The sequence below is a fragment of the Acinetobacter marinus genome, assembly GCF_900096915.1.
Lineage (GTDB): Bacteria > Pseudomonadota > Gammaproteobacteria > Pseudomonadales > Moraxellaceae > Acinetobacter > Acinetobacter marinus.
The window spans coordinates 98,824-125,698 of record NZ_FMYK01000001.1; the positions used below are offsets into that span (position 1 = coordinate 98,824).

27 protein-coding genes are annotated in these 26,875 nt (G+C 43.3%); 20 read left to right on the forward strand and 7 right to left on the reverse strand.

Annotated elements, in window-relative coordinates; translation table 11 throughout:
- Positions 1-11 precede the first annotated feature (11 nt).
- The 9 genes from prpB to BLQ60_RS00535 all read left to right on the forward strand — a co-directional run bounded on the left by prpB (position 12) and on the right by BLQ60_RS00535 (position 8,851).
- Positions 12-890, forward strand: a complete 879-nt coding sequence (gene prpB, locus BLQ60_RS00495; protein WP_378235125.1) for a methylisocitrate lyase — start codon at positions 12-14, stop codon at positions 888-890.
- Positions 891-1,010: 120 nt separating this feature from the next.
- Positions 1,011-2,138 (forward strand): bifunctional 2-methylcitrate synthase/citrate synthase, encoded by a 1,128-nt coding sequence (prpC, locus tag BLQ60_RS00500; protein WP_092614464.1) that lies wholly within the window; start codon positions 1,011-1,013, stop codon positions 2,136-2,138.
- Positions 2,139-2,309: 171 nt separating this feature from the next.
- Positions 2,310-3,581, forward strand: coding sequence for a serine--tRNA ligase (serS, locus tag BLQ60_RS00505; RefSeq protein WP_092614466.1), 1,272 nt, complete (start codon positions 2,310-2,312; stop codon positions 3,579-3,581).
- Positions 3,582-3,716: 135 nt separating this feature from the next.
- Complete coding sequence (gene cysG / locus BLQ60_RS00510) at positions 3,717-5,090, forward strand: siroheme synthase CysG (RefSeq protein WP_092614468.1); 1,374 nt, start codon at positions 3,717-3,719, stop codon at positions 5,088-5,090.
- A 170-nt stretch (positions 5,091-5,260) separates the two neighbouring features.
- Entirely contained in the window at positions 5,261-5,740 is a 480-nt protein-coding gene (locus BLQ60_RS00515; RefSeq protein WP_092614470.1) for a tRNA (cytidine(34)-2'-O)-methyltransferase, read from the forward strand.
- Positions 5,741-5,771: 31 nt separating this feature from the next.
- Positions 5,772-6,542 (forward strand): HesA/MoeB/ThiF family protein, encoded by a 771-nt coding sequence (locus BLQ60_RS00520; RefSeq protein WP_092614472.1) that lies wholly within the window; start codon positions 5,772-5,774, stop codon positions 6,540-6,542.
- A 166-nt stretch (positions 6,543-6,708) separates the two neighbouring features.
- Complete coding sequence (locus BLQ60_RS00525; RefSeq protein WP_092614475.1) at positions 6,709-8,013, forward strand: ABC1 kinase family protein; 1,305 nt, start codon at positions 6,709-6,711, stop codon at positions 8,011-8,013.
- Positions 8,014-8,061: 48 nt separating this feature from the next.
- A complete protein-coding gene (folB, locus tag BLQ60_RS00530) occupies positions 8,062-8,445 on the forward strand; it encodes a dihydroneopterin aldolase (RefSeq protein WP_092614478.1) in 384 nt (127 codons plus the stop codon).
- Positions 8,414-8,851: a 2-amino-4-hydroxy-6-hydroxymethyldihydropteridine diphosphokinase gene (locus BLQ60_RS00535; RefSeq protein WP_092614481.1), complete on the forward strand. Its 438-nt coding sequence runs from the start codon at positions 8,414-8,416 to the stop codon at positions 8,849-8,851. The genes folB and BLQ60_RS00535 overlap by 32 nt, the downstream gene beginning before the upstream one ends.
- Positions 8,852-8,891: 40 nt before the next feature.
- On the opposite strand, the gene BLQ60_RS00540 is transcribed toward BLQ60_RS00535, so the two are convergent.
- The 3 genes from BLQ60_RS00540 to map form a co-directional block, all read right to left on the reverse strand.
- On the reverse strand, positions 8,892-9,296 hold the full coding sequence (locus BLQ60_RS00540) for an NUDIX hydrolase (RefSeq protein ID WP_092614484.1): 405 nt from the start codon (positions 9,294-9,296) through the stop codon (positions 8,892-8,894).
- Positions 9,297-9,400: 104 nt separating this feature from the next.
- Positions 9,401-10,501, reverse strand: a complete 1,101-nt coding sequence (locus BLQ60_RS00545; protein ID WP_378235157.1) for an OmpW/AlkL family protein — start codon at positions 10,499-10,501, stop codon at positions 9,401-9,403.
- Between the two features lie 349 nt (positions 10,502-10,850).
- The gene (map, locus tag BLQ60_RS00550; protein ID WP_092614487.1) at positions 10,851-11,678 is read right to left on the reverse strand and encodes a type I methionyl aminopeptidase; all 828 of its coding nucleotides are present in this window, start codon (positions 11,676-11,678) and stop codon (positions 10,851-10,853) included.
- 302 nt (positions 11,679-11,980) lie between these two features.
- On the opposite strand from map, the gene rpsB reads away from it, so the two are divergent.
- From rpsB to ppk1, 7 genes are all read left to right on the forward strand, one after another.
- The gene (rpsB, locus tag BLQ60_RS00555; RefSeq protein ID WP_092614490.1) at positions 11,981-12,733 is read left to right on the forward strand and encodes a 30S ribosomal protein S2; all 753 of its coding nucleotides are present in this window, start codon (positions 11,981-11,983) and stop codon (positions 12,731-12,733) included.
- 183 nt (positions 12,734-12,916) lie between these two features.
- A complete protein-coding gene (gene tsf, locus BLQ60_RS00560) occupies positions 12,917-13,792 on the forward strand; it encodes a translation elongation factor Ts (protein ID WP_092614493.1) in 876 nt (291 codons plus the stop codon).
- A gap of 156 nt (positions 13,793-13,948) precedes the next feature.
- Positions 13,949-14,119, forward strand: coding sequence for a hypothetical protein (locus tag BLQ60_RS00565; RefSeq protein ID WP_092614496.1), 171 nt, complete (start codon positions 13,949-13,951; stop codon positions 14,117-14,119).
- Between the two features lie 46 nt (positions 14,120-14,165).
- A complete protein-coding gene (locus BLQ60_RS00570) occupies positions 14,166-14,555 on the forward strand; it encodes an Mpo1-like protein (RefSeq protein ID WP_092614499.1) in 390 nt (129 codons plus the stop codon).
- Positions 14,556-14,797: 242 nt separating this feature from the next.
- A complete protein-coding gene (gene mtgA / locus BLQ60_RS00575; RefSeq protein WP_092614502.1) occupies positions 14,798-15,475 on the forward strand; it encodes a monofunctional biosynthetic peptidoglycan transglycosylase in 678 nt (225 codons plus the stop codon).
- A 23-nt stretch (positions 15,476-15,498) separates the two neighbouring features.
- On the forward strand, positions 15,499-15,894 hold the full coding sequence (locus BLQ60_RS13940) for a hypothetical protein (RefSeq protein ID WP_143005161.1): 396 nt from the start codon (positions 15,499-15,501) through the stop codon (positions 15,892-15,894).
- Positions 15,895-16,073: 179 nt separating this feature from the next.
- Positions 16,074-18,176 carry a polyphosphate kinase 1 gene (gene ppk1, locus BLQ60_RS00580; protein ID WP_092614505.1) on the forward strand — a complete coding sequence of 701 codons (2,103 nt, stop codon included), beginning with the start codon at positions 16,074-16,076 and terminating at the stop codon, positions 18,174-18,176.
- A 118-nt stretch (positions 18,177-18,294) separates the two neighbouring features.
- Here the strand turns inward: ppk1 and BLQ60_RS00585 are convergent, their stop codons facing one another.
- The gene (locus tag BLQ60_RS00585; protein WP_092614508.1) at positions 18,295-19,530 is read right to left on the reverse strand and encodes a pyridoxal phosphate-dependent aminotransferase; all 1,236 of its coding nucleotides are present in this window, start codon (positions 19,528-19,530) and stop codon (positions 18,295-18,297) included.
- Positions 19,531-19,685: 155 nt separating this feature from the next.
- On the opposite strand from BLQ60_RS00585, the gene msrB reads away from it, so the two are divergent.
- The 3 genes from msrB (at position 19,686) to BLQ60_RS00600 (ending at position 21,376) form a co-directional block, all read left to right on the forward strand.
- Positions 19,686-20,105 carry a peptide-methionine (R)-S-oxide reductase MsrB gene (msrB, locus tag BLQ60_RS00590; RefSeq protein ID WP_092614511.1) on the forward strand — a complete coding sequence of 140 codons (420 nt, stop codon included), beginning with the start codon at positions 19,686-19,688 and terminating at the stop codon, positions 20,103-20,105.
- Positions 20,102-20,587, forward strand: coding sequence for a glutathione peroxidase (locus tag BLQ60_RS00595; protein WP_092614514.1), 486 nt, complete (start codon positions 20,102-20,104; stop codon positions 20,585-20,587). The genes msrB and BLQ60_RS00595 overlap by 4 nt, the downstream gene beginning before the upstream one ends.
- 99 nt (positions 20,588-20,686) lie before the next feature.
- The gene (locus BLQ60_RS00600) at positions 20,687-21,376 is read left to right on the forward strand and encodes a GntR family transcriptional regulator (RefSeq protein ID WP_092614517.1); all 690 of its coding nucleotides are present in this window, start codon (positions 20,687-20,689) and stop codon (positions 21,374-21,376) included.
- A gap of 114 nt (positions 21,377-21,490) precedes the next feature.
- On the opposite strand, the gene BLQ60_RS00605 is transcribed toward BLQ60_RS00600, so the two are convergent.
- Positions 21,491-22,435 (reverse strand): PDR/VanB family oxidoreductase, encoded by a 945-nt coding sequence (locus BLQ60_RS00605; RefSeq protein WP_092614520.1) that lies wholly within the window; start codon positions 22,433-22,435, stop codon positions 21,491-21,493.
- A 13-nt stretch (positions 22,436-22,448) separates the two neighbouring features.
- The gene (locus BLQ60_RS00610; RefSeq protein ID WP_092614522.1) at positions 22,449-23,528 is read right to left on the reverse strand and encodes an aromatic ring-hydroxylating oxygenase subunit alpha; all 1,080 of its coding nucleotides are present in this window, start codon (positions 23,526-23,528) and stop codon (positions 22,449-22,451) included.
- Positions 23,529-23,995: 467 nt separating this feature from the next.
- Here BLQ60_RS00610 and BLQ60_RS00615 point away from each other — a divergent pair, with 467 nt between their 5' ends.
- Positions 23,996-25,327 carry an MFS transporter gene (locus tag BLQ60_RS00615; RefSeq protein ID WP_092614524.1) on the forward strand — a complete coding sequence of 444 codons (1,332 nt, stop codon included), beginning with the start codon at positions 23,996-23,998 and terminating at the stop codon, positions 25,325-25,327.
- Positions 25,328-25,470: 143 nt separating this feature from the next.
- On the opposite strand, the gene pobA is transcribed toward BLQ60_RS00615, so the two are convergent.
- Complete coding sequence (gene pobA / locus BLQ60_RS00620; protein ID WP_092614526.1) at positions 25,471-26,727, reverse strand: 4-hydroxybenzoate 3-monooxygenase; 1,257 nt, start codon at positions 26,725-26,727, stop codon at positions 25,471-25,473.
- Between the last annotated feature and the right edge of the window lie 148 nt (positions 26,728-26,875).

Consider the following 26,875-nt stretch of genomic DNA (forward strand, 5'->3'; position numbering starts at 1 on the left):
GAAAAGAAATTATGTCACGGAGTTCAGCGGGAGCACGTTTTCGTGCCGCATTGTTAGAAGAAAATCCTTTACAAATCATGGGTACAGTCAATGCCTATGCCGCCATGATGGCAAAGCAGGTCGGCTATCGTGCCATCTATCTCTCAGGTGCAGGTGTTGCCAATTACTCATATGGCTTGCCTGATCTTGGCATGACCAGCCTTGATAATGTATTAGAGGATGTACGCCGTATCACCAGTCAAGTCGATACCCCGCTTTTGGTGGATATTGATACAGGTTGGGGCGGTGCCTTTAATATCTCTCGTACCATCAAACAGATGATTTCTGCGGGAGCAGCAGCAGTGCATATCGAAGATCAAGTGGCGCAAAAGCGTTGCGGTCATCGCCCGAATAAAGAAATCGTCAGCCTTGAGGAAATGGTTGATCGGATTAAAGCGGCGGCTGATGCCAAAACTGATCCTGATTTCGTCCTGATGGCTCGTACTGATGCGCTACAAAAAGATGGCTTACAAGCAGTGATTGACCGTGCTTGCGCTTGCGTGGAAGCGGGTGCCGATGCGATCTTTGCCGAAGCAATGACTGACATCACCATGTACAAAACCGTTTGCGATGCGGTCAAGGTGCCAGTGCTTGCCAATATTACTGAATTTGGTGATACACCGTACTACACCAAAGACGAGCTGGCAGAACAAGGCATTTCAATGGTGCTCTATCCACTGTCTGCAACTCGTGCCATGCAAAAAGCCGCATTACAAGTGATGCGTTCGGTGCGTGAACACGGCACGCAAGTCAATGTATTAGACACCATGCAAGAGCGTAAAGAGTTGTATGAATTCTTGAATTATCATGAGTTTGAACAGACTTTGGATAAGCTGTTTCAAGAGAAATAATCAAGCTGTGAATGAAGTGATTTCATTGTGAAATCATTGTTTTTAAATCAAGGACAATGTGGAAAAGTCCTTGAACTGATCTTAAAAATCATCAATAGAACAATTGAATTGGAGTAAAACATGGCTGAAGGAAAGGTCTTATCAGGTGCAGGTTTACGTGGACAAGTCGCAGGGAAAACTGCGCTTTCAACTGTAGGTAAAAGTGGTGCAGGGCTGACCTATCGTGGTTATGACGTACAAGACTTGGCAGAACATTGTCAGTTTGAAGAAGTGGCGTATTTGATTCTGTACGGTGAGCTACCGACGCAAGCACAGCTCGATGCGTATAAAACAAAATTAAAAGGTCTACGCAGTCTGCCACAGGCACTCAAAGAAGTGCTCGAACGCATTCCTGCCGATGCGCACCCAATGGATGTAATGCGTACAGGCTGTTCGATGCTCGGTAATCTCGAAACAGAAACCTCGTTTGATCAGCAACACGATGCGACCGATCGTTTACTTGCTGTATTTCCGTCGATCATTACCTATTGGTATCGTTTTAGCCATGATGGCGTGCGTATTGATGAAAATACCGATGATGATTCAATCGGTGCGCATTTCTTACATTTGCTTCACGGTAAAAAGCCAAATGCCTTGCATGAGCAAGTGATGAATGTGTCATTGATTCTTTATGCAGAGCATGAATTTAATGCCTCGACCTTTACCGCTCGGGTTTGTGCTTCGACCTTATCAGATATGCATTCGTGCATTACAGGTGCGATTGGCACATTACGTGGTCCATTACATGGTGGCGCAAATGAAGCAGCGATGGACATGATTGAAAATTGGAAATCTGCCGACGAAGCAGAACGTGAAATGATGGGCATGCTTGAGCGTAAAGAAAAGATTATGGGCTTTGGTCATGCGATCTACAAAGATAGCGACCCACGTAATGCGATCATCAAGATTTGGTCTGAGAAGCTAGCCAATGATGTTGGCGATACGGTGCTGTATCCTGTATCTGTGCGCTGTGAAGAAGTGATGTGGCGTGAGAAAAAGCTGTTCTGTAATGCAGACTTCTTTCATGCGTCGGCATATCACTTTATGGGGATTGCAACCAAACTGTTTACGCCAATCTTTGTGATGAGTCGTCTGACGGGTTGGGCTGCGCATGTGATGGAACAACGTGCAGATAACCGTATCATTCGCCCAAGTGCGGAATATACTGGCTATGATTTGCGTAAAGTGGTGCCGATTGCTGAGCGTTAATTGGTTCTAACTCATTTGATTCCAAGTCATTAAGCAGTGAAATAAGCGTGGAGGAATCTGCGCTTATTTTTTCTATTTAAGCCATGTGGTATCTATCATCGTAGCACTGTATTTTTCCCCTCACAGCGCTTACACTATGCGCATTCAAATTTTTATCTACTTTAGCACCTCATGATTGATCCAAAACTTTTAAGAAATGATATCGACGCTGTCAATGCAGCATTGGCAAAACGTGGCGTACAGCTTGATACAGCCGAGTGGACGGCATTAGAAACTCGTCGTAAAGACATCCAATCCAAAGCCGAAAGTCTACAAGCTGAGCGTAATGCAGGTGCCAAACAAGTCGGTCAGATTAAACGTGAAGGTGGCGATGCCTCGGAAATCATGGCTCGCATGCAAGCCATCGGTGATGAGATCAAAGCCGCAGAAACCGCTTTGGCAGAGCTTCAAGACGAAATCGCTCAAAAGTCTTTAAATATTCCAAACTTACCTGATGAATCTGTACCAGCGGGTAAAGATGAAAATGACAATGTGGAAATCCTAAAATGGGGTACACCACGTACATTTGACTTTGAAATCAAAGACCATACCGATCTTGGTGAATGGATGGGTGGTTTAGAGTTTGAAACGGCGACTAAATTGTCAGGTTCACGTTTTAGCGTACTCAAAGGTCCTTTGGCGCGTCTACAGCGTGCGTTGACACAGTTTATGCTCGACACACACACCTTGAATAATGGCTACACCGAAGCTTATGTGCCGTATTTGGTCAATGCGGATAGCTTGCGTGGTACAGGTCAGTTGCCGAAGTTTGAGGAAGACTTGTTCAAACTACAAGGTGAAAAGGAATATTACTTAATTCCAACTGCTGAAGTGCCAGTGACCAATTTCGTGCGTGATGAAATCATTGATGCTGATCGTCTACCACTGAAATATGCTGCGCACACGCCATGTTTCCGTAGTGAAGCAGGTTCGTATGGTCGTGATACGCGTGGTCTGATTCGTCAGCATCAGTTCGACAAAGTTGAAATGGTACAAATCGTTAAGCCTGAAACCTCTATGCAGGCTTTGGAAGAGCTCACTGCCCACGCAGAAGGCATTTTGCAGGCGTTGGAATTGCCATATCGTAAGATTCTATTGTGTGGTGGTGATATGGGCTTTGGTGCGACCAAGACTTATGACTTGGAAGTTTGGGTGCCAAGCCAAGAGACTTATCGTGAAATTTCGTCATGTTCAAATATGGGCGACTTCCAAGCGCGTCGTATGATGGCTCGCTATCGTGTCGATCAAAAGAAAACTGAATTGGTACATACCTTAAATGGTTCAGGGCTTGCAGTGGGTCGTACTTTGCTTGCGGTGATGGAAAACTATCAACGTGCTGATGGTTCGATTGAGATTCCAAAAGTGTTGCAACCGTATATGGGCGGTTTAACCTTTATTGACTAATCCTTGAAAGATTTTCTGAGATATTCTTGCTGATGTTTCTTGGGATGAAATTTTAATCAACAAATCAACTGTGCATCGAAAGTGTGCACAGTTTTTGCATTCATCCGATCAGATTGATATTTATTGAGGCGAATTGTGGATATTTTTCCAATTTCTCTAAAGTTGCAACAGCAACGCTGTCTGATCGTTGGCGGTGGACATATTGCACTGCGTAAAGCGACACTTTTGCACAAAGCGGGGGCGATCATTGATGTGGTTGCGCCAGAAATTGATTCGCAATTGCTTGAAGTGGTGCAAAACAGTGCAGGGCAATATCTACAAGCGTCATTCGATGCACAACATTTGTACACCACCTATCGTTTAGTGATTGCGGCAACCGATGATGCTGAGGTCAATCGCACTGTATTTGAGCAATGCGAAGCACGCAACATCCTCGTCAATAGTGTGGATGATATTCCAAACTGTCGATTCATGGTGCCTGCGATCATTGACCGTTCGCCACTACTCATTTCTGTTGCATCGAATGGTGCATCGCCAGTGCTTTCACGCCAAATTCGTACCCAACTCGAAACATCCATCCCACACGGTATGGGCAAGTTGGCGGCATTTTCAGGCGATTGGCGTCAGCGTGTCAAAGCCAAAATTCAAAATCCTGATGAGCGTCGAATCTTTTGGGAAAATCTCTACGCCAGCCCGCTGAAAGAACAAGTCTTTAATGACAATTTCGATGTGGCGAATGACCTAATTCAACAAGCCTTATCAGAATGGACAGCACCAAAAGGGGAAGTGTACTTAGTTGGTGCAGGACCGGGTGATCCAGAACTTTTAACTTTAAAAGCTTTGCGCCTAATGCAACAAGCCGATGTCGTGGTCTATGACCGTTTGGTGTCGAAGCCAATTTTAGAGTTATGCCGTCGTGATGCGAGCAAGATTTATGTGGGGAAAGCACGTTCAGATCATAGCGTTCCGCAAGATGGCATTAATGCGTTATTGGTGGAGCTTGCTCAGCAAGGCAAACGAGTCTGCCGTCTCAAAGGTGGTGATCCGTTTATCTTTGGTCGTGGTGGCGAGGAGATTCAAGAGCTATTCTCAGCCAATGTCACTTTCCAAGTCGTGCCAGGGGTTACTGCTGCATCGGGCTGTTCGGCTTATTCAGGGATTCCGCTGACGCATCGGGACTATGCGCAAAGTGTACGCTTCTTGACTGGGCATCTTAAAGAAGGTTCGCCTGAACTGCCGTGGAATGAGTTGGTTTATGAGAATCAAACACTTGTTTTATATATGGGTTTGGTTGGCTTAGAGCGGATTTGTCAGGAGCTGATCGCACATGGTCAGCGTGACAGTATGCCTGTGGCGTTGGTGTCTAAAGGTACGACACCCGAGCAGAAAGTCGTGGTCGGTACACTTGCCGATATTGCTTCGAAAGTGGCTGAGCATGAAATTGTTGCACCGACTTTGACCATTATTGGTGAAGTGGTGAATTTGCGTGAACAATTGCAGTGGCAATGATTCATGTAATAATAATGAAGTAGCATGGTTAGATTCAACAAAAATTATATAGTCAATCCCCCCTAAATCCCCCTTTGCAAAGGGGGACTTTCAGAAGCTGAGATAGGGTTTTGACTTAAAAATCATGTACAATAAACCTCGTTTTTAGTCTGACAACGTTGAGTGTTTGCGTGATTCACGTTATTTTATTTGAGCCTGAAATTCCTGCCAATACGGGCAATATCATCCGACTATGTGCCAATACAGGTGCGCAGTTACATCTCATCAAGCCACTTGGTTTTGAACTCGATGATAAAAAACTCAAACGTGCGGGATTGGATTATCACGAATGGGCGAGAATGAAAATTTGGGATGATTTGCAAAGTTGTCTTGCAGAATTGAAAGCACAAGGTATTGATGAAAATACAATTTTTCCGCTCACGACCAAAGGCTTTTCTACACCGCATAGCGTGAATTTGAATCGTCCTGTGGCACTGCTGATGGGACCTGAAACACGTGGCTTACCTGAAAATGTTCGCTTATTATTCCCGCAAGAAAATTGGATTCGTTTGCCTATGGCGGAAAATTCACGCAGTTTAAATCTATCCAACGCCACTGCGGTGATTGTCTATGAAGCGTGGCGTCAACAAGGCTTTGCCAATTTAGCTTAAATTTTTATTTTTCAAGATATTCAATTTTTTTATGAATGAATCAGCACCAGCGCAACTTAAAGATGAAGAATTACATCTCTACAGTCGGCATATTTTGCTCGATGAGTGGGATATTGATGCACAGCAAAATTTAAAAAATAGTCATGTGTTGATTATCGGCGCAGGTGGACTCGGCTGTACCTCAAGTGAAATGTTGGTGCGTGCGGGTGTTGGACAGATTACGATTATTGATTTTGATAAAATCGAGCTGAGCAATATCCAACGACAGATTGCCTTTGATCCTTATCAAATCGGTCAGCTCAAAGTGGATGTGTTGACTTATCACTTAAAAAGCATCAACCCACTGGTCAAGGTCACAGCGATTCGTGACAAGTTTGATCATGAGTTGGCTTCACAGCTCTCAGATCATTTTGATTTAGTGCTGGATGGTTGTGATAATTTTGCCACGCGTTATGCGGTGAATCAGTTCTGCGTCGCACGTAACACTCCACTCTTGACTGCGGCTGCCATTGGTTTGGAAGGGCAATTGATGATGTTAAAATCAGCGCCATGCTACCACTGCGTATTTCCGCAGTCCTCGCATGAAAATCCTGATGAACGGCGCTGTGCCAATTCTGGTGTACTCACCACTACGCCAGCAGTGATGGCAAGTCTGCAAGCACATCATGCCTTATTATATTTAGGTCTAGACAAGTCACCACTTTTGAATAAATTATTGTTGTGGGATGGGATAAACATGCAACAGCGTTTGGTCAAGGTCAGTGCTGATCCAAGCTGTCCTGTTTGCCAATCCAGCGAATGACCAGATCATCGTTTAAAAAGTCCTACAATTTGTTGATGATTGTTGGACGGTTTTGACAGTGCAACATCGGCAAAATGTGATAGATTGAGCGCTCCATTATACAGTTGTACTTTCACAGTCGGACTATTCATATCCAGACTTTTGGTCTAACGATTTGAGATGAATCATGAATCAAAGAAAAAAACAATTATTATCAGGCTTACGTTCGATCGCACGTATGGGCGAGACAGCGGTCGTTGCGGCGAAAGCAGGCATTAAATATGCGACCGAACAACCCAATCAAGCCCAGTTGATGCGAGAAACTTTTGAAGAGCTTGGTTCAACTTACGTCAAGCTCGGTCAGTTCATTGCCAGTACGCCGTCATTATTCCCCCGTGAGTATGTCGAAGAATTCCAAAAATGCCTAGACCAAACGCCTGCTTTGCCATTTAGCTATATTCAGCAAGTGCTTGCAGAAGAATTTGCAGGGCAAGATTTAAACGATATTTTTCAAAGTATTGAAGAAAAGCCACTGGCTTCGGCTTCTATTGCACAAGTCCACGCTGCCGTACTAAAAACTGGCGAAGATGTGGTGATTAAAGTACAAAAGCCGAATGTAGAAACCATTCTTTATACCGATCTGGGTGTGGTGCATTTTGCAGCAAAAATGTTTGAACGTATCGTGCCGAAAGTTAAATTTGCGTCCTTGTCCGACATCGTCAATGAAATTCGTGTACGCATGGTGCGTGAAGTGGACTTCATCGAAGAAGCGCAAAACCTTGAAGATTTTAAGCAATATCTACAAGCGAGCCAAAACACCATTGCCACGGCGCCAAAAGTCTATCATCAACATTCAACTCGTCGGGTACTCACGATGGAACGTCTATATGGCGTACCATTGACCGATCTTGACGTCGTGAAGAAATATGCCAAAGATCCAAGTCAAGTATTAATCGGCGCGATGAATACATGGTTTGGTAGTCTGATGATGTGTCCGAGTTTTCATGCGGATTTGCATGCGGGCAATCTCATGTTGCTGCGTGATGGGCGAATTGGCTTTATTGATTTTGGGATTGTCGGGCAGTTGCAACCTGAAGTATGGTCGGCGTGCATGAAATTTATGGATGCGCTACAACAAACTGACTACGACAACATGGCGAAGTACATGCTACAAATGGGTATGACTGATCAAAATATTGATACGGCAGTATTATCAGAAGATTTACAGCGTCTATTTAGTGGCGTGCTCCTGTCTGATCCGCAAGAATTGCTCAGTACCAAACCTGCCGACCTCAACGATATTATGCTCGACATTGTTGGCGTTGGGGAGCGTCACGGCATCCGATTCCCACGTGATTTTGCCTTATTATTCAAACAAATGCTGTATTTCGATCGCTTTATGCGAGTGCTTGCACCATATACCGATATTTATGCAGACAACCGCTTACAGATGTTGCACGATATCGAACCTGCTTCAAAATTGATGCATTAATTATTAATTCACTTTCATTTCACTGACTTGAACGAAAAAGGACACAGCATGACCGATCTGATCGTCATTGATGGATTAAAAGTCGAGACCGTGATCGGTTGTTTTACGTGGGAACGGCAAATCTTACAGCCGTTATTGTTAGATTTGAAAATCTCATGTGATCTTGATCGAGCGTGTCGAAGCGATGCGCTTGAAGATACCTTGAACTATGCGCTAATTTGTGAAATCTGCGAGCAAGTCATTGTCGATGCCAAACCAAAACTGATTGAACATGTTGCGGATTTAGTGGTGGTGGCATTGATGCAACAGTTTGAAGCCATTGAAAAAATTAACATTACTGTGCGTAAGCCTGCTATCATTCCCGCTGCACAATCCGTCGGAATCCAAATCGAGCGTCAACGTGACTACTTACGCCATCGCCATAGCGACTAATCTGGAAAAAGCCAAACATCTCCAACTTTGTCTAGATACCTTGAAAACTTGGGGTGCTTGCCAAGTATCTTCGATTTATGAGATGCCATGTCGTGATCAAGTTGGGGCAGATTATTGGAATGCCGCCTGTTTACTTGAATCGCCTATGCCCCTTGATCATGTGTTTAGTGCACTAAAACAACTTGAAAATGATGCAGGGCGTAAACGTCCATCACATAGCATTTCGCTGGATGTAGATTTGATTGCTTGGGGAGATTCTTTGCAAAGTATGCAATTCAATCCGAAGAAATGTCCACTGGCTGATGATGTGGTGATTCCGCTGGCTGAGATTTGGCAGGATCAACGATTAAAACAAGTCACACATGATTTTTTATGCATTGATCTCGCACAAATCAATACGCTTTAATACGCTTTAATACGCTGGTCGCTTGAATCGATAGGACGCTTTAAAATATTCGGCTTTGTACGATCCCTTCAAAACTTAGACAATCCAGCACACGGATTTTCTGCACTTCACTTAAGTCGCCAAGATTAAACCACGCATATTCAGAATGCTCTTCGCTGAGTTGAATCTGTTGATCTTCTTCGATTTGACAACGAAAAATACAAGCATGTGCATTGAGTGCTTGGTGATAGTAGACACCGCTGAGATAGTCCACATCGATGGCACAGCCAAGCTCTTCAAGGCACTCACGATGTAAAGCATCATGAATCGTTTCATTGGGGTCAAGCCCACCACCAGGTAAGCCCCAAGCCTTATCACCATAGGTGGCTTTCAGTAATAGCACTTGTTGTTGATCGTTGAGGATCACTGCATGTGAACTCATTCGGTATAGATCGTGATAGCCCATAATATTAGCTCAACTGTATTATTTTCTAATTTCTATAGTAACTTAAATTTTTACACGTGCAAAAAAAGCACTCCGAAGAATGCTTTGATGAAAGATGCAAAAACTTAGAAACGCATCCCAACACCAGCATAAGCCAGTAGCGGATTGATTTCGACATCACTGGTAGATTTAATCAATTGTCCAAATTCTTCATCTTTGACGGTGATGGTCGATTCAGTTTTTAGATGCGCATAGCTGACCGAGCCCACTGCAAACCATTTATCATTAAAATCATAGGTAAAACCAACGGTCGCAACAGGGGCAAACGCCGATTCAGTTTCTAATGACACTTTTGGATCAGCCGAGCTGGTTTTATCTTCAAGTGATGCACCCGCTTTGCCTTCTTTAATGTTGGCGATCATGTGTCCAGCGGCGATTAAGTCTTGCTCAGTCTGATCATTGAGTTCGAGTTCATTGAAATAAGCGTACATCAAACCTAAGCCGACATAGGGGCGGAATTTATTCACGCCTGTTTTGCCAAAGTGATACTGAAATTCAAATGCGGGCGTCCATGCACGAGTAGAGGCAACGGGTCCATAGGCTTCAAGGTCGGTGATCAGTATGTCATTTTCCAACTCTAGCGTACCTGCAACACCACCAAGCGGATAAGCTGTTGCAGAAAATGGTGCATAGATTTTACCTTTACCCTGAATATCGACCTCTGGCGGAACGCCTGCCTTGAGTTCAAATGAGACATTATCGGTGAAGAAATAGTTGGTCATGATACCGAGTGTGGTGACATCGTCCGCTTCAAGCCCTGTACCGGGATTATCCCACTGTTCTAAGCCGTAGATTTCCGCAGTACCACTCAATCCCGCAGGAATGGTATCCAAAGTATTCAGCGCCAGCTCTAATACGGTAGAGACATCAGAGCCTTCTTTGAGATTATCTTTGACGGTTTGTGATTGAATCTCGCCAACATCGGCAACCTCACCATCTTCGACAGAGGTATTGACACGGATTGGCTGGGCTTTGCCTTGCGGCATCACGTGCAGTGCACCGATGGATACCGAAAAACGCTTAAAGCCATCGCCATCTTTCAAGCTAAAATAGGGTGAATCTGCATGGGCAAAGATCGGCACACAGAGCAAGGCGCTAGTGGATAAAGTCAATAAAGTTTTGTTAAAAGGATAACGTGTAGACATCGCAGTCGGCTGCAAAATCATCGGCATGATCGAACTCCATTTCATTAGGTCGTTATTTGTTTTGTGTTGACATTATTGGCAAGTGATTTTGTTTACACTGTGATCATCTCGAAAAAAAATATACATGCACTGTGATCAAATTTATGCGTTTTATTAATGAAATATCTTGAAATAAGTAGTTTTGTAATTAATAAATAATTGTTTTAAAAACATAATATTAAGATAATGTTTAAGTAAGTGACTAGATTGTAAAGTGATTTAAATCGCTACAGCCACTGCAATGAAAAAAAGACCACTTTTCAGTGATCTTTTTGACGGCTGTTGGCAAAATACTGCCAATGTAATGCGCTATTTGCCAACAGGTTCTATATTAGCCATGAAAACGTGATAAATCTTCATCTGGGCGGGCGGTCAGTACTTCCAGCCCAGTTTCGGTGACGAGCAGGGTATGTTCATATTGTGCAGACAATTTATGATCCTTAGTGACCACCGTCCACTTATCGCCTAGGGTTTTGGTTTGCCAAACCCCTGCATTCACCATCGGTTCAATGGTGAACGTCATGCCTGCCTCTAAGCGCATGCCAGTGCCTTTTTGACCATAATGTAAAATTTGCGGGTCATCATGGAATACTGTGCCGATACCATGACCACAATATTCACGCACCACACTAAAGCGTTGGCTCTCGACATATTTTTGGATGGCATAACCAATATCACCGACAAATGAGCCTGCACGCACCGTTTCCATGCCGATATACATCGCTTCTTGGGCAACTTTGCAGAGACGATCCGCCAAAATCGTGGTTTCACCGCCGACCACATACATCATATTGGTATCGCCGTGATAACCATCTTTGATCACCGTGACGTCGATATTGAGAATATCGCCTTTTTTCAAGACTTTATTGTCTGCGGGAATGCCGTGACAAACTACGTGATTTACCGAGGTACAGATGCTGTGCTGAAATGCTGGACGACCATGACCACCGCCATAGCCCAAGCATGCTGGAATGGCATTTTGCACATTGACAATATAGTCATGACAGCGAGTGTCGAGTTCAAGTGTCGTTACACCAGGTACGATATAGGGTTTGATCATATCCAGCACTTCTGCCGCCAGTCGTCCCGCAACACGCATTTTTTCGATGGCTTCGGGAGATTTAATTAGGCGACTTGGAGCAGATTGATAACTATTCATGATTTATAAAAACTTTTGGTAATTTAAACAGGACTATGGTATAAAGAGCGCCTCATTTTATCAAATGGTTTTTCGTGTGTTTTTTAGAACACAGCTTAAGACAAAACATTGCGTTTTGATCTGATCAAAGCAAAGCGACGAACATTGTGATCATCATGAGTTAAAAAATCCGCACATATGTCGACACATTCCTCTGGGTGCTTTTATTAAATCAAGCAGTTAGTTTTTGCTAAATGCAAGATTGAACAAAGTGGAGAATGCGGACATATGGAGGCCTAACCCAAACTTTTAAGGTAAAGAAAATGGCAGATTATAACGTTGGTATGCGTGACCTTCTTCAAGCTGGTGCGCACTTCGGTCACCAAACACGTTTTTGGAACCCAAAAATGCGTCAATACATTTTTGGTGCACGTAACAAGATTCACATCATCAACCTTGAGCACACTGTGCCTGCATTGAATGATTCATTGAACTTCGTTAACGGTCTTGCAAGCAAAAAGAACAAAGTTCTTTTCGTTGGTACAAAGCGTGCAGCGTCTAACATCATCCGTGAACAAGCACAACGTGCAGGTCAACCATACGTTGATCACCGTTGGTTGGGTGGTATGTTGACTAACTGGAAAACTTTACGTCAATCAATCAACCGCTTGAAAGATCTTCAAACTCAATCTGAAGATGGTACATTTGCGAAATTGACTAAGCGTGAAGCGCTAGAACGTACTCGTGAAATGGACAAACTAGAGCGTTCATTGGGCGGTGTGAAGAACATGGGCGGTTTGCCTGATGCGATTTTCGTGATCGATGTCGACCACGAAGCGATTGCAATTAAAGAAGCAAACAACTTGGGTATTCCAGTGATCGGTATCGTTGATACTAACTCTAATCCAGATGGCGTTGATTACGTGATTCCTGGTAATGACGATGCGATCCGTGCAGTAACTTTGTACGCTTCTGCAATGGCTGATGCAATCTTGGCGGGTAAAGAGTACGCTCAAACTCAATCAAATGCACAAGCAAAAGTTGAAGAAGCTGCAGAAGGCTCTCAAGAGGCTTAATGCACATGTGCTGAGCTTGTAGCGTATGGTGATCATCAGATGTCATGCGCATGCAATGTTGATATGCCAAGCTCGGCGCAACCTTAAAAACGACTCCATGGGTCGTTTTTTACTACGTGTTTTTGCATGTAGTATTCATCAAAGATTTTGTGTTAAATCAATCATCCGAATTAGGAGAACGACATGACTGCAATTACTGCAAGCATGGTAAAAGAATTACGTGACCGTACTGGTCTTGCTATGATGGAATGCAAAAAAGCATTGACCGAAGCTGATGGCGACATCGAACTTGCGATTGATAACCTTCGTAAATCTGGTCAAGCAAAAGCAGCTAAAAAAGCGGGTAACATCGCAGCTGACGGCGCAATTACTATTGTTCAAGAAGGTAATAAAGCGATTCTTCTTGAAGTAAACTGCCAAACTGACTTCGTTGCTAAAGACGAAAACTTTGCAAACTTCTCAAACAAAGTTGCAAACGCTGCACTTGCTGCTGGCGAAACTGATGCTGCGAAAATCGCTGAACTTAAACTTGAAGACGGTACAACTGTTGAAGAAACACGTATCGCTTTGGTTCAAAAAATCGGTGAAAACATCCAAGTACGTCGTGCAAAAATCGTTGAAGGCGACAACTTGGCTGTGTACAAACACGGTTTGAAAATCGGTGTTGTGGTATCTTATGCTGGTGATGCGGATACAGGTAAAGGCTTGGCAATGCATATTGCTGCGTTCAACCCAGTTGCAGTATCTGCTGAACATGTTCCTGCTGACCTTGTTGCGAAAGAAAAAGAAATCGCAGAAGCAAAAGCACAAGAATCTGGTAAGCCTGCAAACATCATCGAAAAAATGGTGACTGGTTCAGTTGAAAAATACTTGAACGAAGTATCTCTTGATCGTCAAATGTACGTGATGGACAACGACAAGAAAGTTGCTGATGTACTTAAAGCGACTGGTACAACTGTTGCACAATTCGTTCGCTTCGAAGTGGGTGAAGGGATTGAGAAGAAAGCTGAAATGAGCTTTGCTGAAGAAGTTGCTGCTGCTCAAGCTGCTGCAAAATAAGCACGCTGATTTTAAAAATGGAAAGATTGACGAAATAAATTTCTAAAAATCGTTTCATTTTGACCAAAAGGACTGAACATTGTGAATGTTTAGTCCTTTTTATTTCTAGTCAAACTATGCTAGCGTTATGTTAGTAAGCATTACAGGTGAACAGTGATGAAAAAGAAAGCGGTGAAATTACCGTTTCCAATGCCGTCGCAAAGCGATGACCAGCAAGCACTTGATGCACAAGATACACATAGTCATGTGCGCCCAAAACCAGAGCAATATGCCGATCGGACATGGATGCCACCACGTGGTACACGTCGCTCTATGGGTAAGCGCTAAGCTGCGTTTATTTAAGCGTGCATGATGATTTTAAGGAGAAAGTCAGATGAATATGCAACAGGATTTTAGTCAACATCCAGCGCCAATACAGCTTGAAAAACTACAAATGCCGATCAAAGATTATCAGCAGTTCTATCGCTTTTATCTGACGGAGCATCATGATTTGAATTGTCGGCGTTTACACTTTCTTGGCAGTAGTTTGGGGCTTTTGGCATTTCGTAAAGCGATCAAAACACGTCAAAAGCGTTATGTCGCTTTGGGTTTTTTTGCGGGTTATGCATGCGCATGGGTGGGGCATTTTGGCTTTGAAAAGAATAAACCTGCGTCTTTTAAACAGCCGTTGTATAGCTTTGTTTCAGATTGGCGCATGTATTATCACATTGCCACAGGGCAGATTAGTTTGACGGATCAAGCCAAAGATAAATTTCCGCATTAAGTTTCCCACACTAAACTTTTTTAACTCAAGATTATGCATAACTATTAATCAGGGATTTGCTCAACTTGCTTGTCATTTCTTGTGATTTTAGTGCCAACCGATACACAACTGTCCTCAGTTTTGCCAAATGGCTGTTTTTATGTCATGAATTTTGGTTAGAATGTTTGAGTTGATGATTTGAGCCTACTCAATGTGTGGGCTTATTTTTTGATTATTCATTCACTTTGCAGTTTTAGATTGATATGAAAAAATTTATTTTACGTTGCCTATTGGGTTTGGTGTGTGTCGTTTTATTGGTACAAATTTGGATCTTTACCAGCTTAGCCTATTGGCGCTTTTTTCCTGTCGAATCGACCATGTTTATGCGCACCTATTATTGGACCACGCCGAATGCCAAGATTATCCATGAGTGGAAAGACAATGATCAGATCAGTGATAACTTTAAGCGTGCGGTGATTACCGCAGAAGATGGGCGTTTCCTTGAGCATCATGGCTTTGATTGGGAAGGGATTGAGGACGCCATCAAGAAAAATGAGAAAAAAGGAGAGGTGGTTGCAGGTGGTTCGACTATTTCACAACAATTGGCGAAGAATTTATTTTTATTTAACGAGCGCTCTTATGTGCGCAAAGGTCAAGAAGCTGTAGCGACTTGGATGATGGAGCGCATGTGGTCGAAGCAGCGCATTTTGGAAGTCTATGTCAACTCGGTGGAGTTTGGAAAAGGGATTTACGGGGTGGAGGCAGCAACACGACATTATTATGGTAAAAGTGCCAAAAATCTAAGTCGTGATCAAGCTGCACATTTGGCGGCAATGTTGCCGAATCCGCGTTATTATCAAGATCATGCACCTGATGCCAAGTTTAAAGCACGCAAGCGTATGATTTTACGCTATATGTCGCATAGCGCATTGCCTGAATAAAAAATAGAAAACTCGGTGTCCTGATGTTTAGAGCAAAGAACTATCTCGTTTATCTTATATTGGATATTTTGTTGTGTAGTGTCTTTGCCTATCTTTTTGTTTTAAAAGGTTTTGAGGTAAATCTTGCCATTCTGATTTTGTGTTGCATTTTTGGCATCATTTTTATGCCAGTGGTCATTCGAAGATTACCTATTTTTAGAAAATATTATGTGATTAGAAAGCCAAATATTGTGTATGCACATCGAAAACTAAATCATGCTGAACAAAGGATTGCGCCAGTGATGTGCTCACTATTAACAGCTTGTGTATTGGGGCTTTTCTTTTACTTGATTCAATACTCACATGATTTTTTGGCTTATTGCTTTGTTGGAGGAATTTCAGCTGGTTTTATCAGTTTTTATTACGAAGCTAGATTTTGAGATCAATGTTTAGTTTTGAGTTCCATTTTAAAATTTGAGGAATTGCATGATTTCATTGCGTAAAACACAATTCTTTTGATCGAAATTAGGAAATGTTTTTACGATTTTTACCGAATTGTCATAATTCTGTCGCATAATAAACAAAACACTCTCATTGATAAATTTAAGGCAGTATTTCAATGAATTCAACTCCATCAAATCATGCGACTTCAAATTCAGCGACCGAAGCGAGCAATAACTATACTTTTCATGATCGATATATCAATCGTGAACTTTCCATTTTAGATTTTCATTTGCGTGTCTTGGAGCAAGCGGTTAATCCTGCGCATCCGCTACTTGATCGTTTAACCTTTCTGTTGATCTTCTCAAGCAATATGGATGAATTTTTTGAAATCCGTGTGGCGGGTGTGCTTGAGCAATTGTATTTGGGCAATGAAAGCCATAGCCCAGATGGGTTAACGCCACGTGAAGTGCTGGATCGTATTTCTCAAACTGCGCATGCGGCGATCGAACGCCAATATCGTATTTTGAATGAAGAAATCCTGCCACAACTTCGTGATGAAGATATTTGTTTTCTCAAGCGTGATGAGCTGACCGATGAGCAGTTGGTCTGGTTAAAACGATATTTCCAAGAACAAGTAGCGCCTGTACTCACGCCAATTAGTTTGGATCCTGCGCATCCATTTCCTCGCTTGGTCAACAAAAGCCTGAACTTTATCGTCACCTTAGAGGGTAAAGATGCCTTTGGTCGTCAGATCGAGCTTGCTGTAGTGCCTGCGCCACGTTCCTTGCCACGTGTCGTGCGCTTGCCTGATGAGTTGACAGGTGGTAAAGAATATCATGTGATGCTGTCTGCCATTATTCATGAGCATGTATCCGATTTATTCCCAGGCATGACGGCAACGGGATGTTATCAATTCCGTGTCACTCGAAATGCCGATTTGGCGCTCAATGAAGATGTCGAAGATTTGGCGATTGCCTTAAAAGGCGAACTCAGCTCTCGTCGTTTTGGTCGAGCGGTACGCTTAGAGGTGACGGAAAACTGCCCGCAACATATCTATGAATATCTGCTGGATGAGTTTGATCTTGAGCTGAGCGATATGTATAAAGTGAATGGTCCCGTCAACTTAACCCGATTGATTTCAAACTTTAAACGTCCGCATCTGCGCTATGGCTCGCATACACCAGTGATTCCTAAAGCGCTGAAAAAGTCAGAAAGTATTTTTTCAGCGATGAAAAAACAAGATATTTTACTGCATCATCCCTTTGAGTCTTTTGCGCCTGTGATCAATCTGTTGCGTGAAGCGGCACGTGATCCAAAGGTATTAGCGATTAAGCAAACGCTGTATCGTAGCGGTCCAAACTCAGAAATCGTACAAGTATTGGCTGAAGCGGCTCGTAATGGCAAAGAAGTTACTGCGGTGATTGAACTGCGTGCTCGATTTGATGAAGAATCGAATATTGCTGTGGCGAATATTTTGCAAGAAGCGGGCGCAGTCGTTGTATACGGTATTGTGGGTTATAAAACCCATGCCAAAATGATCCTAATCGTGCGTCGTGAAGACAATCAACTCATGCGTTATGTCCATCTCGGTACGGGTAACTATCATGCAGGCAACGCACGGATTTATACTGATTATGGTTTGCTCACCACCAATAAAGAACTATCAGAAGATGTGCATCGGGTCTTCCAAGAACTGACAGGGATGGGAAAAACCGTCAAATTGAAAAAGCTATTGCATGCGCCATTTACTTTGCATCAGCAGTTGATGAACTTTATTGACCATGAAATTGCCAATGCCATTGCAGGTAAAAAAGCCCGCATTATCGTTAAAGTCAATGCGCTCACCGAACAGCAGTTGATTGATAAACTCTACGAAGCATCACAAGCTGGGGTGAAAATTGATCTGATTATCCGTTCGATTTGCTGTCTTCGTCCACAACTGAAAGGCTTGTCGGAAAATATCCATGTGCGTTCGATCGTTGGGCGCTTCTTGGAACATACTCGGGTGTATTACTTTGAAAATGAGGGTAATCCGAGAGTGTATTGCTCAAGTGCCGATTGGATGGATCGCAACTTGTTCAGTCGTGTAGAAGCGTGTTTCCCTGTCGAAGATCCTGTGCTTCGCAAACGCATTATCGAGCAAGGTTTATTGAATTATTTAGAAGATAATCAACAAGCATGGGAACTTCAGCCAGATGGACAATGGATCGCTGTGACCCCGAAAAAAGGCGCAGAACCTTATTTTGTACAACGTGCTTTATTGGAACACTTTCAATAATTTACTGATAAACTAAGCAAAAAAGAAGCACGTTGTCGAACAGCGTGCTTCTTTTTTATGTTTAAGTTTTGATGCGCTAAATGTTTAATGCATTGAAATTGAGCGCATTATTAAATGGTTATGCACGTAATGCAGCAAAATAACGCCCAATACGATTAATCGCTTCACGTAATTCTGTTGGCGCAGGTAAGAACACCACACGGAAGTGATCAGGTGTTGGCCAGTTAAAGCCTGTACCTTGAACCAGTAACACTTTTTCTGCACGAAGCAAGTTGAGCATTAGCTGTTCATCATCTTCGATCGGATAGATATTCGGATCAAGTTTCGGGAAGCAGTACATTGCACCCTCAGGCTTGGCACAGCTCACGCCAGGAATTTCATTGAGCATTTCCCATGCAATATTGCGTTGTTCGTACAGACGACCACCTGGGCGGATCAAATCATTAATCGATTGATAACCACCAAGCGCTGTCTGTATCGCATATTGGGCTTGCACATTGGCACACAAACGCATTGAAGCGAGCATGTCTAGACCTTCGATAAAGTCACGTGCTTTGGATTTGTCACCAGAGATTGCCATCCAGCCTGCACGAAAACCTGCGATACGGTAGGCTTTGGACAAACCATTAAAGGAAATGGTCAGCAAATCTTTGGCAATCGATGCAACTGACACATGCTCGATGCCGTCATAGACGATCTTGTCGTAGATTTCATCAGCGAACAAAATCAAGTCATGCTTACGTGCCAATGCCACGATTTGCTCTAAGACATGACGTGGATAGACTGAACCTGTAGGATTGTTCGGGTTGATCACCACAATACCACGGGTATTCGCTGTGATTTTGGATTCCATATCGGCGATGTCAGGATACCAGCTATTTTCTTCATCACATTTATAGTGAATTGCTGTACCGCCTGATAGATTCACCGCAGCAGTCCATAGTGGATAGTCAGGCATTGGGATGAGCATTTCATCGCCATCATTGAGCAAGCCTTGCATGGACATGACGATCAGCTCAGAGACACCATTGCCGATATAGACATCATTGACGTGCAAATCCAAAATGCCTTTTTGCTGATAATACTGGCACACCGCTTTACGTGCAGGGAAAATACCTTTTGAATCTGAATAACCAATTGCATTGGGGAGATTGAGCGCCACATCGTTGATGATCTCTTGTGGTGCTTCAAAGCCAAATGGGGCAGGATTGCCGATATTCAGCTTGATAATTCGATGACCTTGTTCTTCCATCTCATTGGCGGCTCGTAACACAGGTCCGCGAATATCGTAGCAAACATGCTCCAATTTAGCTGATTTTTTAATTTCCCGTGTAAGACGACTTTGAGTGGACATGACTTATTCCAGTAATATTCCAGTGAGATGAACAACAAAAGTCTAAAAAACTTTTGAAATTAACTACATAATACACTAGCAATTTTGATTTCAGTAGCGTAAAAGTAAGAGGTGCAATCATGACATTTTCAACACAAGAATGAAAGGAGCGGGCAATGGGAAAAGTCAATAAAACAGACCGTGAATGGCAACGTGAGCTAAGTCCTGAAGAGTTTCGTATTACACGTCAAAAAGGTACCGAACCTGCATTCACAGGACAATATTGGAACAGTAAAGCCGATGGCGTGTATAAATGCCGTTGTTGTGGTACGCCATTATTTTCCTCTGACACCAAGTACGACTCGGGTTCAGGCTGGCCAAGCTTTTTTCGCCCGATCGATCAAAGCAATATTGATGAGCATAGTGACCAAAGCCACGGCATGACACGTACCGAGATCACTTGTCATGTCTGTGATGCACACCTTGGACATGTCTTTGAAGATGGGCCACAGCCGACGGGTTTGCGCTACTGCATCAACTCCGCATCACTCAAATTACAAACACAACAAAATGTCGATGAGGACAATTACCCATGAGCAATATTTATCAATTTGAAGCTGAACTCTTAGAAGGCGGTACGCAGAGTCTTTCTGAATATCAAGGCAAAGTGATTTTGATCGTCAATACCGCCAGTAAATGTGGATTTACCCCGCAGTTTCATGGTCTAGAAGCGGTGTATGAAAAGTATAAAGATCAAGGTTTAGTGGTGCTTGGTTTTCCTTGCAATCAGTTTGGTGGACAAGATCCTGGGACGAATGAGGAGATCGGTGCATTTTGTCAGCGTAACTATGGCGTAAGTTTTCCGATGTTTGCCAAAGTCGATGTCAAAGGCCCTGAATCACATGCGATTTTTCGTTATCTGACCCGAGAAACCAAAGGCTTTATCAACCGCAATATCAAATGGAATTTTACCAAGTTTTTGATTGGTCGTGATGGGCAAATCCTTGGACGCTATGCGCCAACCACTAAGCCTGAAAGCCTAGAAGCGGATATTGAAAAAGCGCTTGCATCGGCATAGCAGAGTTTTTGACTGACGTGCATATCGCAACAATGCGTGGCAAGATGAAGCGTTCTACATCATGAGTGTATCCTTAAGTCATGAGTGAATTTCTAAATCATGAGTAAACAGCAGCTTTCTGGGCAACAAGTCCTGTTAAAACTCCGAGAAATGATTATTTCAGGTGAGTTTGAAGGCTGTCAGCGTATCGCAGAAATCCCCACCGCAGAAATGCTCGGTGTGTCCAGACAGCCAGTGCGCATTGCATTTCAGTTGCTTGCGCAAGAAGGCTTGTTAATCAAAAATCCAACACGTGGCTATCGAGTGCGAGAGATTTCCAGTGACTTGGTCAAGCAGGCACTGGAAGTCCGTGGTGTATTGGAAGGGCTTGCTGCGAAAACCCTTGCAGAAAAAGGCATGACGACGGATCAGCACAATACTTTGCTCGATTGTATTCAAGCCTGCGACAAGCTGTTTGCAACAGGACAGTTTGCTGAGGATGGCTTGGAGCAGTATTATCATTATAATAATATTTTTCATGATACTATCATTCAAGGTGCTGAAAATATTGCACTCATGCAGGCACTGACCAAAAATAATCAACTGCCGATGGCATCCGCAAAAGCATTAGCGTATGACTCAAAGCATAGCTTGTCAGAATATCAGCGTCTGCATTTTGCCCATTTACAGCATTGCTCGATCTATGATGCCTTAGTCAATCGTCAGGCAGGTCGAGCCGAAACCTTAATGCGAGAGCATAGCAGTGTAGTGGTGTTTGCCAGCACGGTGCAAAATATACTTCAGCCTTAAGTGCCAAGATTCTTTGTTTAACCTAAAACCGTAAAATCAAAGTGGCATTATCGAAGCCACTATGATCGTACTGCTATGATGATATGCATTCGGTTTTTCGGGTGCTGAAACAGTTTAGATTTCAATTACTAATTTCTCAGATTTCGCCCGTGAACAGCATGGCGTGAACATATTATTTTCCGCATGTTCCTCATCAGTCATAAAGACATCACGATGCTCAGGGATACCGTCGACGACTTTCAGCATACAGGTGCCACAGATGCCTTGCTCACAAGACAGTGGAATGTCGAAACCGTGTGCTTGTAAGGCGGTTGCCACCGTCTCATGTGCAGAGACTTCGATCGGTCGGTCATAGCCTTTGACTTCGATGGTAAAGGCATGATCATTGAGAATATCCAGCTGCGGTGCGACAAAGTGTTCTTTGTGGATTTGTGCATCGTTCCAGCCCATGTGCTGTGCAGTGTCGATTACATAGTCCATAAAGCCATTTGGTCCACAAACATAGAGATGATGCGTCGTACTGTGTGTTGATAATAATTGTTCCATATCACAACTGGTATCCGCTTCATCATTGATATGGAAATGAATCTGTCCCGTCATGTGTTTGGTTAAGTTGCCATAAAATGCAATCTGCTCACGGCTACGCACAAAATAGTGTAATTCAAAAGCAATATTCTGCTGTTGCAGTTGATATGCCATCGATAAGATTGGCGTGATGCCAATACCGCCAGCAAATAAGATCGCCGTTTCGGTTTGCGGATCGATTTCAAATAAATTGCGTGGTGCACTAATACTGAGCAGATCGCCTTCATGATATTGCTCATGCAGGCACGCCGAGCCACCTCGTGAATTGGGATCATGTAATACACCAATCACATAGCGATGGCTTTCAATACAGCTATTGGAGAGAGAGTATTGTCGAGTTAAGCCATTTTTTAGGCTGACATCAATATGCGAGCCAGCCGAAAATGCTGGCAGCATCTCTCCTGATTGAGCGATCAACTCAAACGCACGAATACTCGGTGTAAGTTGGTGAATTTTATCGATTTTAACATCCATGTTGTTGCTTCCTTTAGATCACCCGAATATTCGGAAATTGACGCTGCTGTGGTGTGGTTGGCGCTTTGGGCTTTTCAGTATCGAGTAGACGATCGATAATTTTGCGGGATTGCACACCGCCTGCATCGATATTCAGCATGAGCAGTTTACGATCAGGATGTTTTAAAATATTGAGCTGTTGGCGTTCCAACATTTCCAAATCCTCGGTGAAAATCTTGCCTTGACCTTCACGGATGGAGTCGGTGAGTTCGGCATTATCTGCTTGGAAATTACGTGCCATACCCCAGAAGTACCAATGTGAAGTTTCGGTCTCAGGGGTGATGAAATCCACTACGATGGAAGAGACTTTTTTATCTTTTGGCGCATTGTAGCCACCATGACCTGCAAGGGCGACACCAACTTCGATATGTACATTGCTCGGTGCATGGAAATGACAACGCTGCCACCGATCGATCAATTGATCATCAGGAAGGTGATTGCCACGCAGTGCCATTTGCCAAAATGGCGGTGCAAAAATATTTTCCATATAGCGCTCGGTAATCACATGATTGCCATCAACTTTGGTGGCTGGTGCCGCTTCGTCAATTTCTTTTTGACCGATACTGCTGGCGTGCACATAGGTCTCATGGGTGAGATCCATGAGATTGTCTATCATCAGCTTATAATCGCATTGGATATGAAATAAGCCGCCGCCATAGCCCCATTCTGGACTTTCAGCCCATTCTAAAGTTGGCAGTAATTTTGGATCCGCTAAGTCCTTTTCACCTGGCCAAACCCAAATAAATCCATATTTCTCAACGACGGCAAAAGATTTGTTGCATGGAAATCCTGCAACACGCTGTCCTGGCATGGATTGGGTCTTGCCATCACAGCCCATGACTAAACCGTGATAGCCACAGACCAATTCGCCATTTTCGACATAGCCCAAAGATAGCGGTGCACCACGATGTGGGCAGAAATCCTCTACGGCATAGACCTGTTGTTCAAGACCTCGATAAAATACGATGCTTTCACCGCAGATCTTACGTCCAAACGGTTTATCTTGTACTTCTTCGGGGCGGCAGGCGACGTACCAAGCATTTTTGATAAACATGAGCATGACTCCTTGTCAATTATTGGATCCAATATAAGATAAGTTTATTTTTGTGGTCAAGTGAATTTTCTAAATTACCTACAATTAAAAATCAGTAAATCGCAGGTGTATTCATCTAATCAATAGACTTTGTGGGGTTATTTATTTGTTTTTATTGCTAAATTAAACTGAAAAGAAAGTATTCGCTAGACTGATAAATTTTTACAAAATAAATTGACAGAATGGATCCATTAAATTAAATTTTAAACAGGGACATCAATCCCTGAAAATAGAATGGATTTCAATACAGTTGAAAAGAACGTCATTAGGCAATTATGGATATGGAAAGACATAATCACCCAATATATCAAGATCATGCAACGTTACCCAAGTTGATCAAGTACATCACAGTAGATCAGGTAACGAGATAAGGCAAAGTATCAAGATATGCAGTTGATGTGTCTCCAGTCCAGTACAGGAGAGCATGGATGTCGAGCGCAAATCCCGTTTTAGAGACGATCAATCAAAATCCCGTCAGCCGTTATCAATGGTTTGTGATTTTGATCTGTATTTGTCTAAATATTATTGATGGTTTTGATGTCATGGTGATGGCATTTACTGCACCGTCCGTGTCCAACGAGTGGCAACTGAGCGCCAAACAAATTGGCTTATTGCTCAGCTCAGGATTATTTGGGATGGCGGGTGGTTCTATTTTTCTTGCGCCATTGGCAGATAAATTTGGTCGCCGTAAGTTGATTTTGACCTGTTTGGCGATTTCTGCTGTGAGTATGTTGGCTTCGGCTGCTGCGCAGTCTCATCTGATGTTGGCTGTCTTTCGATTTATCACTGGGCTGGGTGTGGGCGGAATTCTTGCCAGTAGTAATGTGCTTGCCAGTGAATATGCCAATACCCGTTGGCGCAGTCTTGCAGTGAGTCTGATGTCGACAGGTTATGGTATCGGTGCAACACTGGGCGGCATTTTATCATTACTAATGATAGGTGATTTGGGATGGCGTTCGGTGTTTTTGGCTGGCGGGATCACCACAGTGGTGATGCTCGTGCTGAGTTTCTGGTTATTGCCTGAATCTTTAGATTATTTATTTGCCAAGCGCCCAAACAATGCACTGCATAAAATCAACCAGACCTTAAGCAAAATGAATATTGCCACACTGACGCAATTACCAGAGATCAATCAACGTGAACAACAACAAACTTCAACGGCATCGGGCTTGTTTGAAGCGGGCAAGGCAAAACAGACCATGTATCTGTGGTGTGCATTCTTCTTGGTGATGTTTGGCTTTTATTTTGTCATGAGTTGGACGCCAAAGATTTTGATCAGTATGGGTATGTCACCTGAGCAAGGTGTCAGTACAGGGATTCTAATCAGTATTGGTGGAATTTTTGGGGCGGCGATTATTGGTTTATTGGCATCAAAAATCCGTATATTTTATGCGCTCAGCTTATTTCTTGGATTGACTGCACTGTGCGTATTCTTATTTGTCAGTGTGTCGTCGAATGTCAGTGTCGCCTTCGCCGTTGGCGTGTTGCTTGGTTTGCTGATTAACGGCTGTGTGGCTGGTTTGTATTCTATTTCACCGACGATCTATGCTGCCGAAGTGCGAAATCGTGGTGTGGGCTATGCGATTGGTTTCGGTCGTCTGGGTGCGATTCTATCACCAATGGTGGCGGGCATTTTTCTCGATCAACAGGTTGCACCTGCTACCTTGTATGCCTATTACGGCGTAGTGTTTATCATTGCGATTGTTCTAATCCTATTGCTCAACCGGGATGTCTCGAAGCAGGAACAAGCAAATGCTTAAGATTGGGAAATAAGCATAATGATTTAAGGATGATGTGGTTTTGATGGACTAAAATCATTGGAATGAAAAAGGTCAGTTTGAGCGAGAAAGAGGTTCATAACTGACCTTTTTTATGTCCATTGATAGACGAGAAATGTCTTTGATTACGAGCTTGAAGTCAGGTGTATCGATTCAGTCTTATCACTGGCAAGAACGTGCGACTTAAGATCAGAGCGATCGACTTTAAACGGCAAGCCGACATAATTTTCCGCCAAAGTGGTTTGTCCCGCAACAGACTCCAAGACATAATTTAACTCTGCTTGCTTCATACGATGGTCAAACTCTGTTTCGGTATCGAAGCGATGGAGTAGGTGAGTCAACCACCAAGAAAAGCGTTCCGCCTTCCATACTCGAGCCAAGCAACGTGCAGAATATTGATCGATACCTTCATTTGAACCATTCTGGAAATATTCAATCAATGCGTCCGATAAAAAACCAATGTCTGAGGTTGCTAGGTTTAAGCCTTTAGCACCTGTCGGCGGGACAATGTGCGCTGCATCACCCGCTAAAAACAATTTGCCAAAACGCATCGGCTCAGTGATGAAGCTGCGAAGTGGCGCAATACTTTTTTCGATCGAAGGACCAGTGACCAAGTTGGCTTTGCTGTCATCATCCAGACGATTTTTTAATTCTTCCCAAAATGCCTCATCACTCCATTGTTCAACAGTATCTGTAATCGGCACTTGTAAATAATAACGGCTACGGGTATTGGAGCGCATACTGCACAGGGCGAAACCACGTTCGGATTGCACATAAATCAGCTCAGGCGCAACGGGCGGCACATCAGCAAGCACACCGAGCCAGCCAAAAGGATAGACCTTTTCAAACGTCTGCATTTTGTCTTCTGGAATGCTGGCACGACAAACCCCGTGAAAGCCATCACAGCCAGCGATAAACTGACAATTGATCCGATAGCTGTGACCATTTTGTACCAGTGTGACATAAGGCGAACTTTCATAATCGTGGATTTGCACATCTTCAGCTTGATAAAATGAGCGTAAATTTGCCTGCTGTCGTGCTTCCATCAAGTCTTTGGTCACTTCAGTTTGACCATACACCACAACTTGCTTACCACCTGTCAGTTGACTGAGATCGATGCGATGTCTTTGATTGTTGGTTAAAATCTCTACGCCATCATGTGGTAGACCATATTTGTCCAGATTGTCAGCGACACCTGCTTTATGCAACAAATCCACGGTAATCTGCTCAAGAATCCCTGCTCGAATGCGTGACGCAACATATTCGGCGCTTTGACGCTCAATGATGATATGTTCAATTCCTGCTTTATAAAGCAATTGCCCAAGTAACAAACCCGCAGGTCCTGAGCCAATGATTGCAACTTGTGTGTCTAAAATGTCCATTTTCCATTGTCCTGATGTATAGCTCAGCGTTATGCCAAGAAATTAATATCGTCGTTGATTTAATGTAGACACTTTGGCTTGGAAAAAGTAGCAAGCGAAATCTACTATTGTCCGAAAATAGATAAAAATGTCCGTATAGCGGACAAAT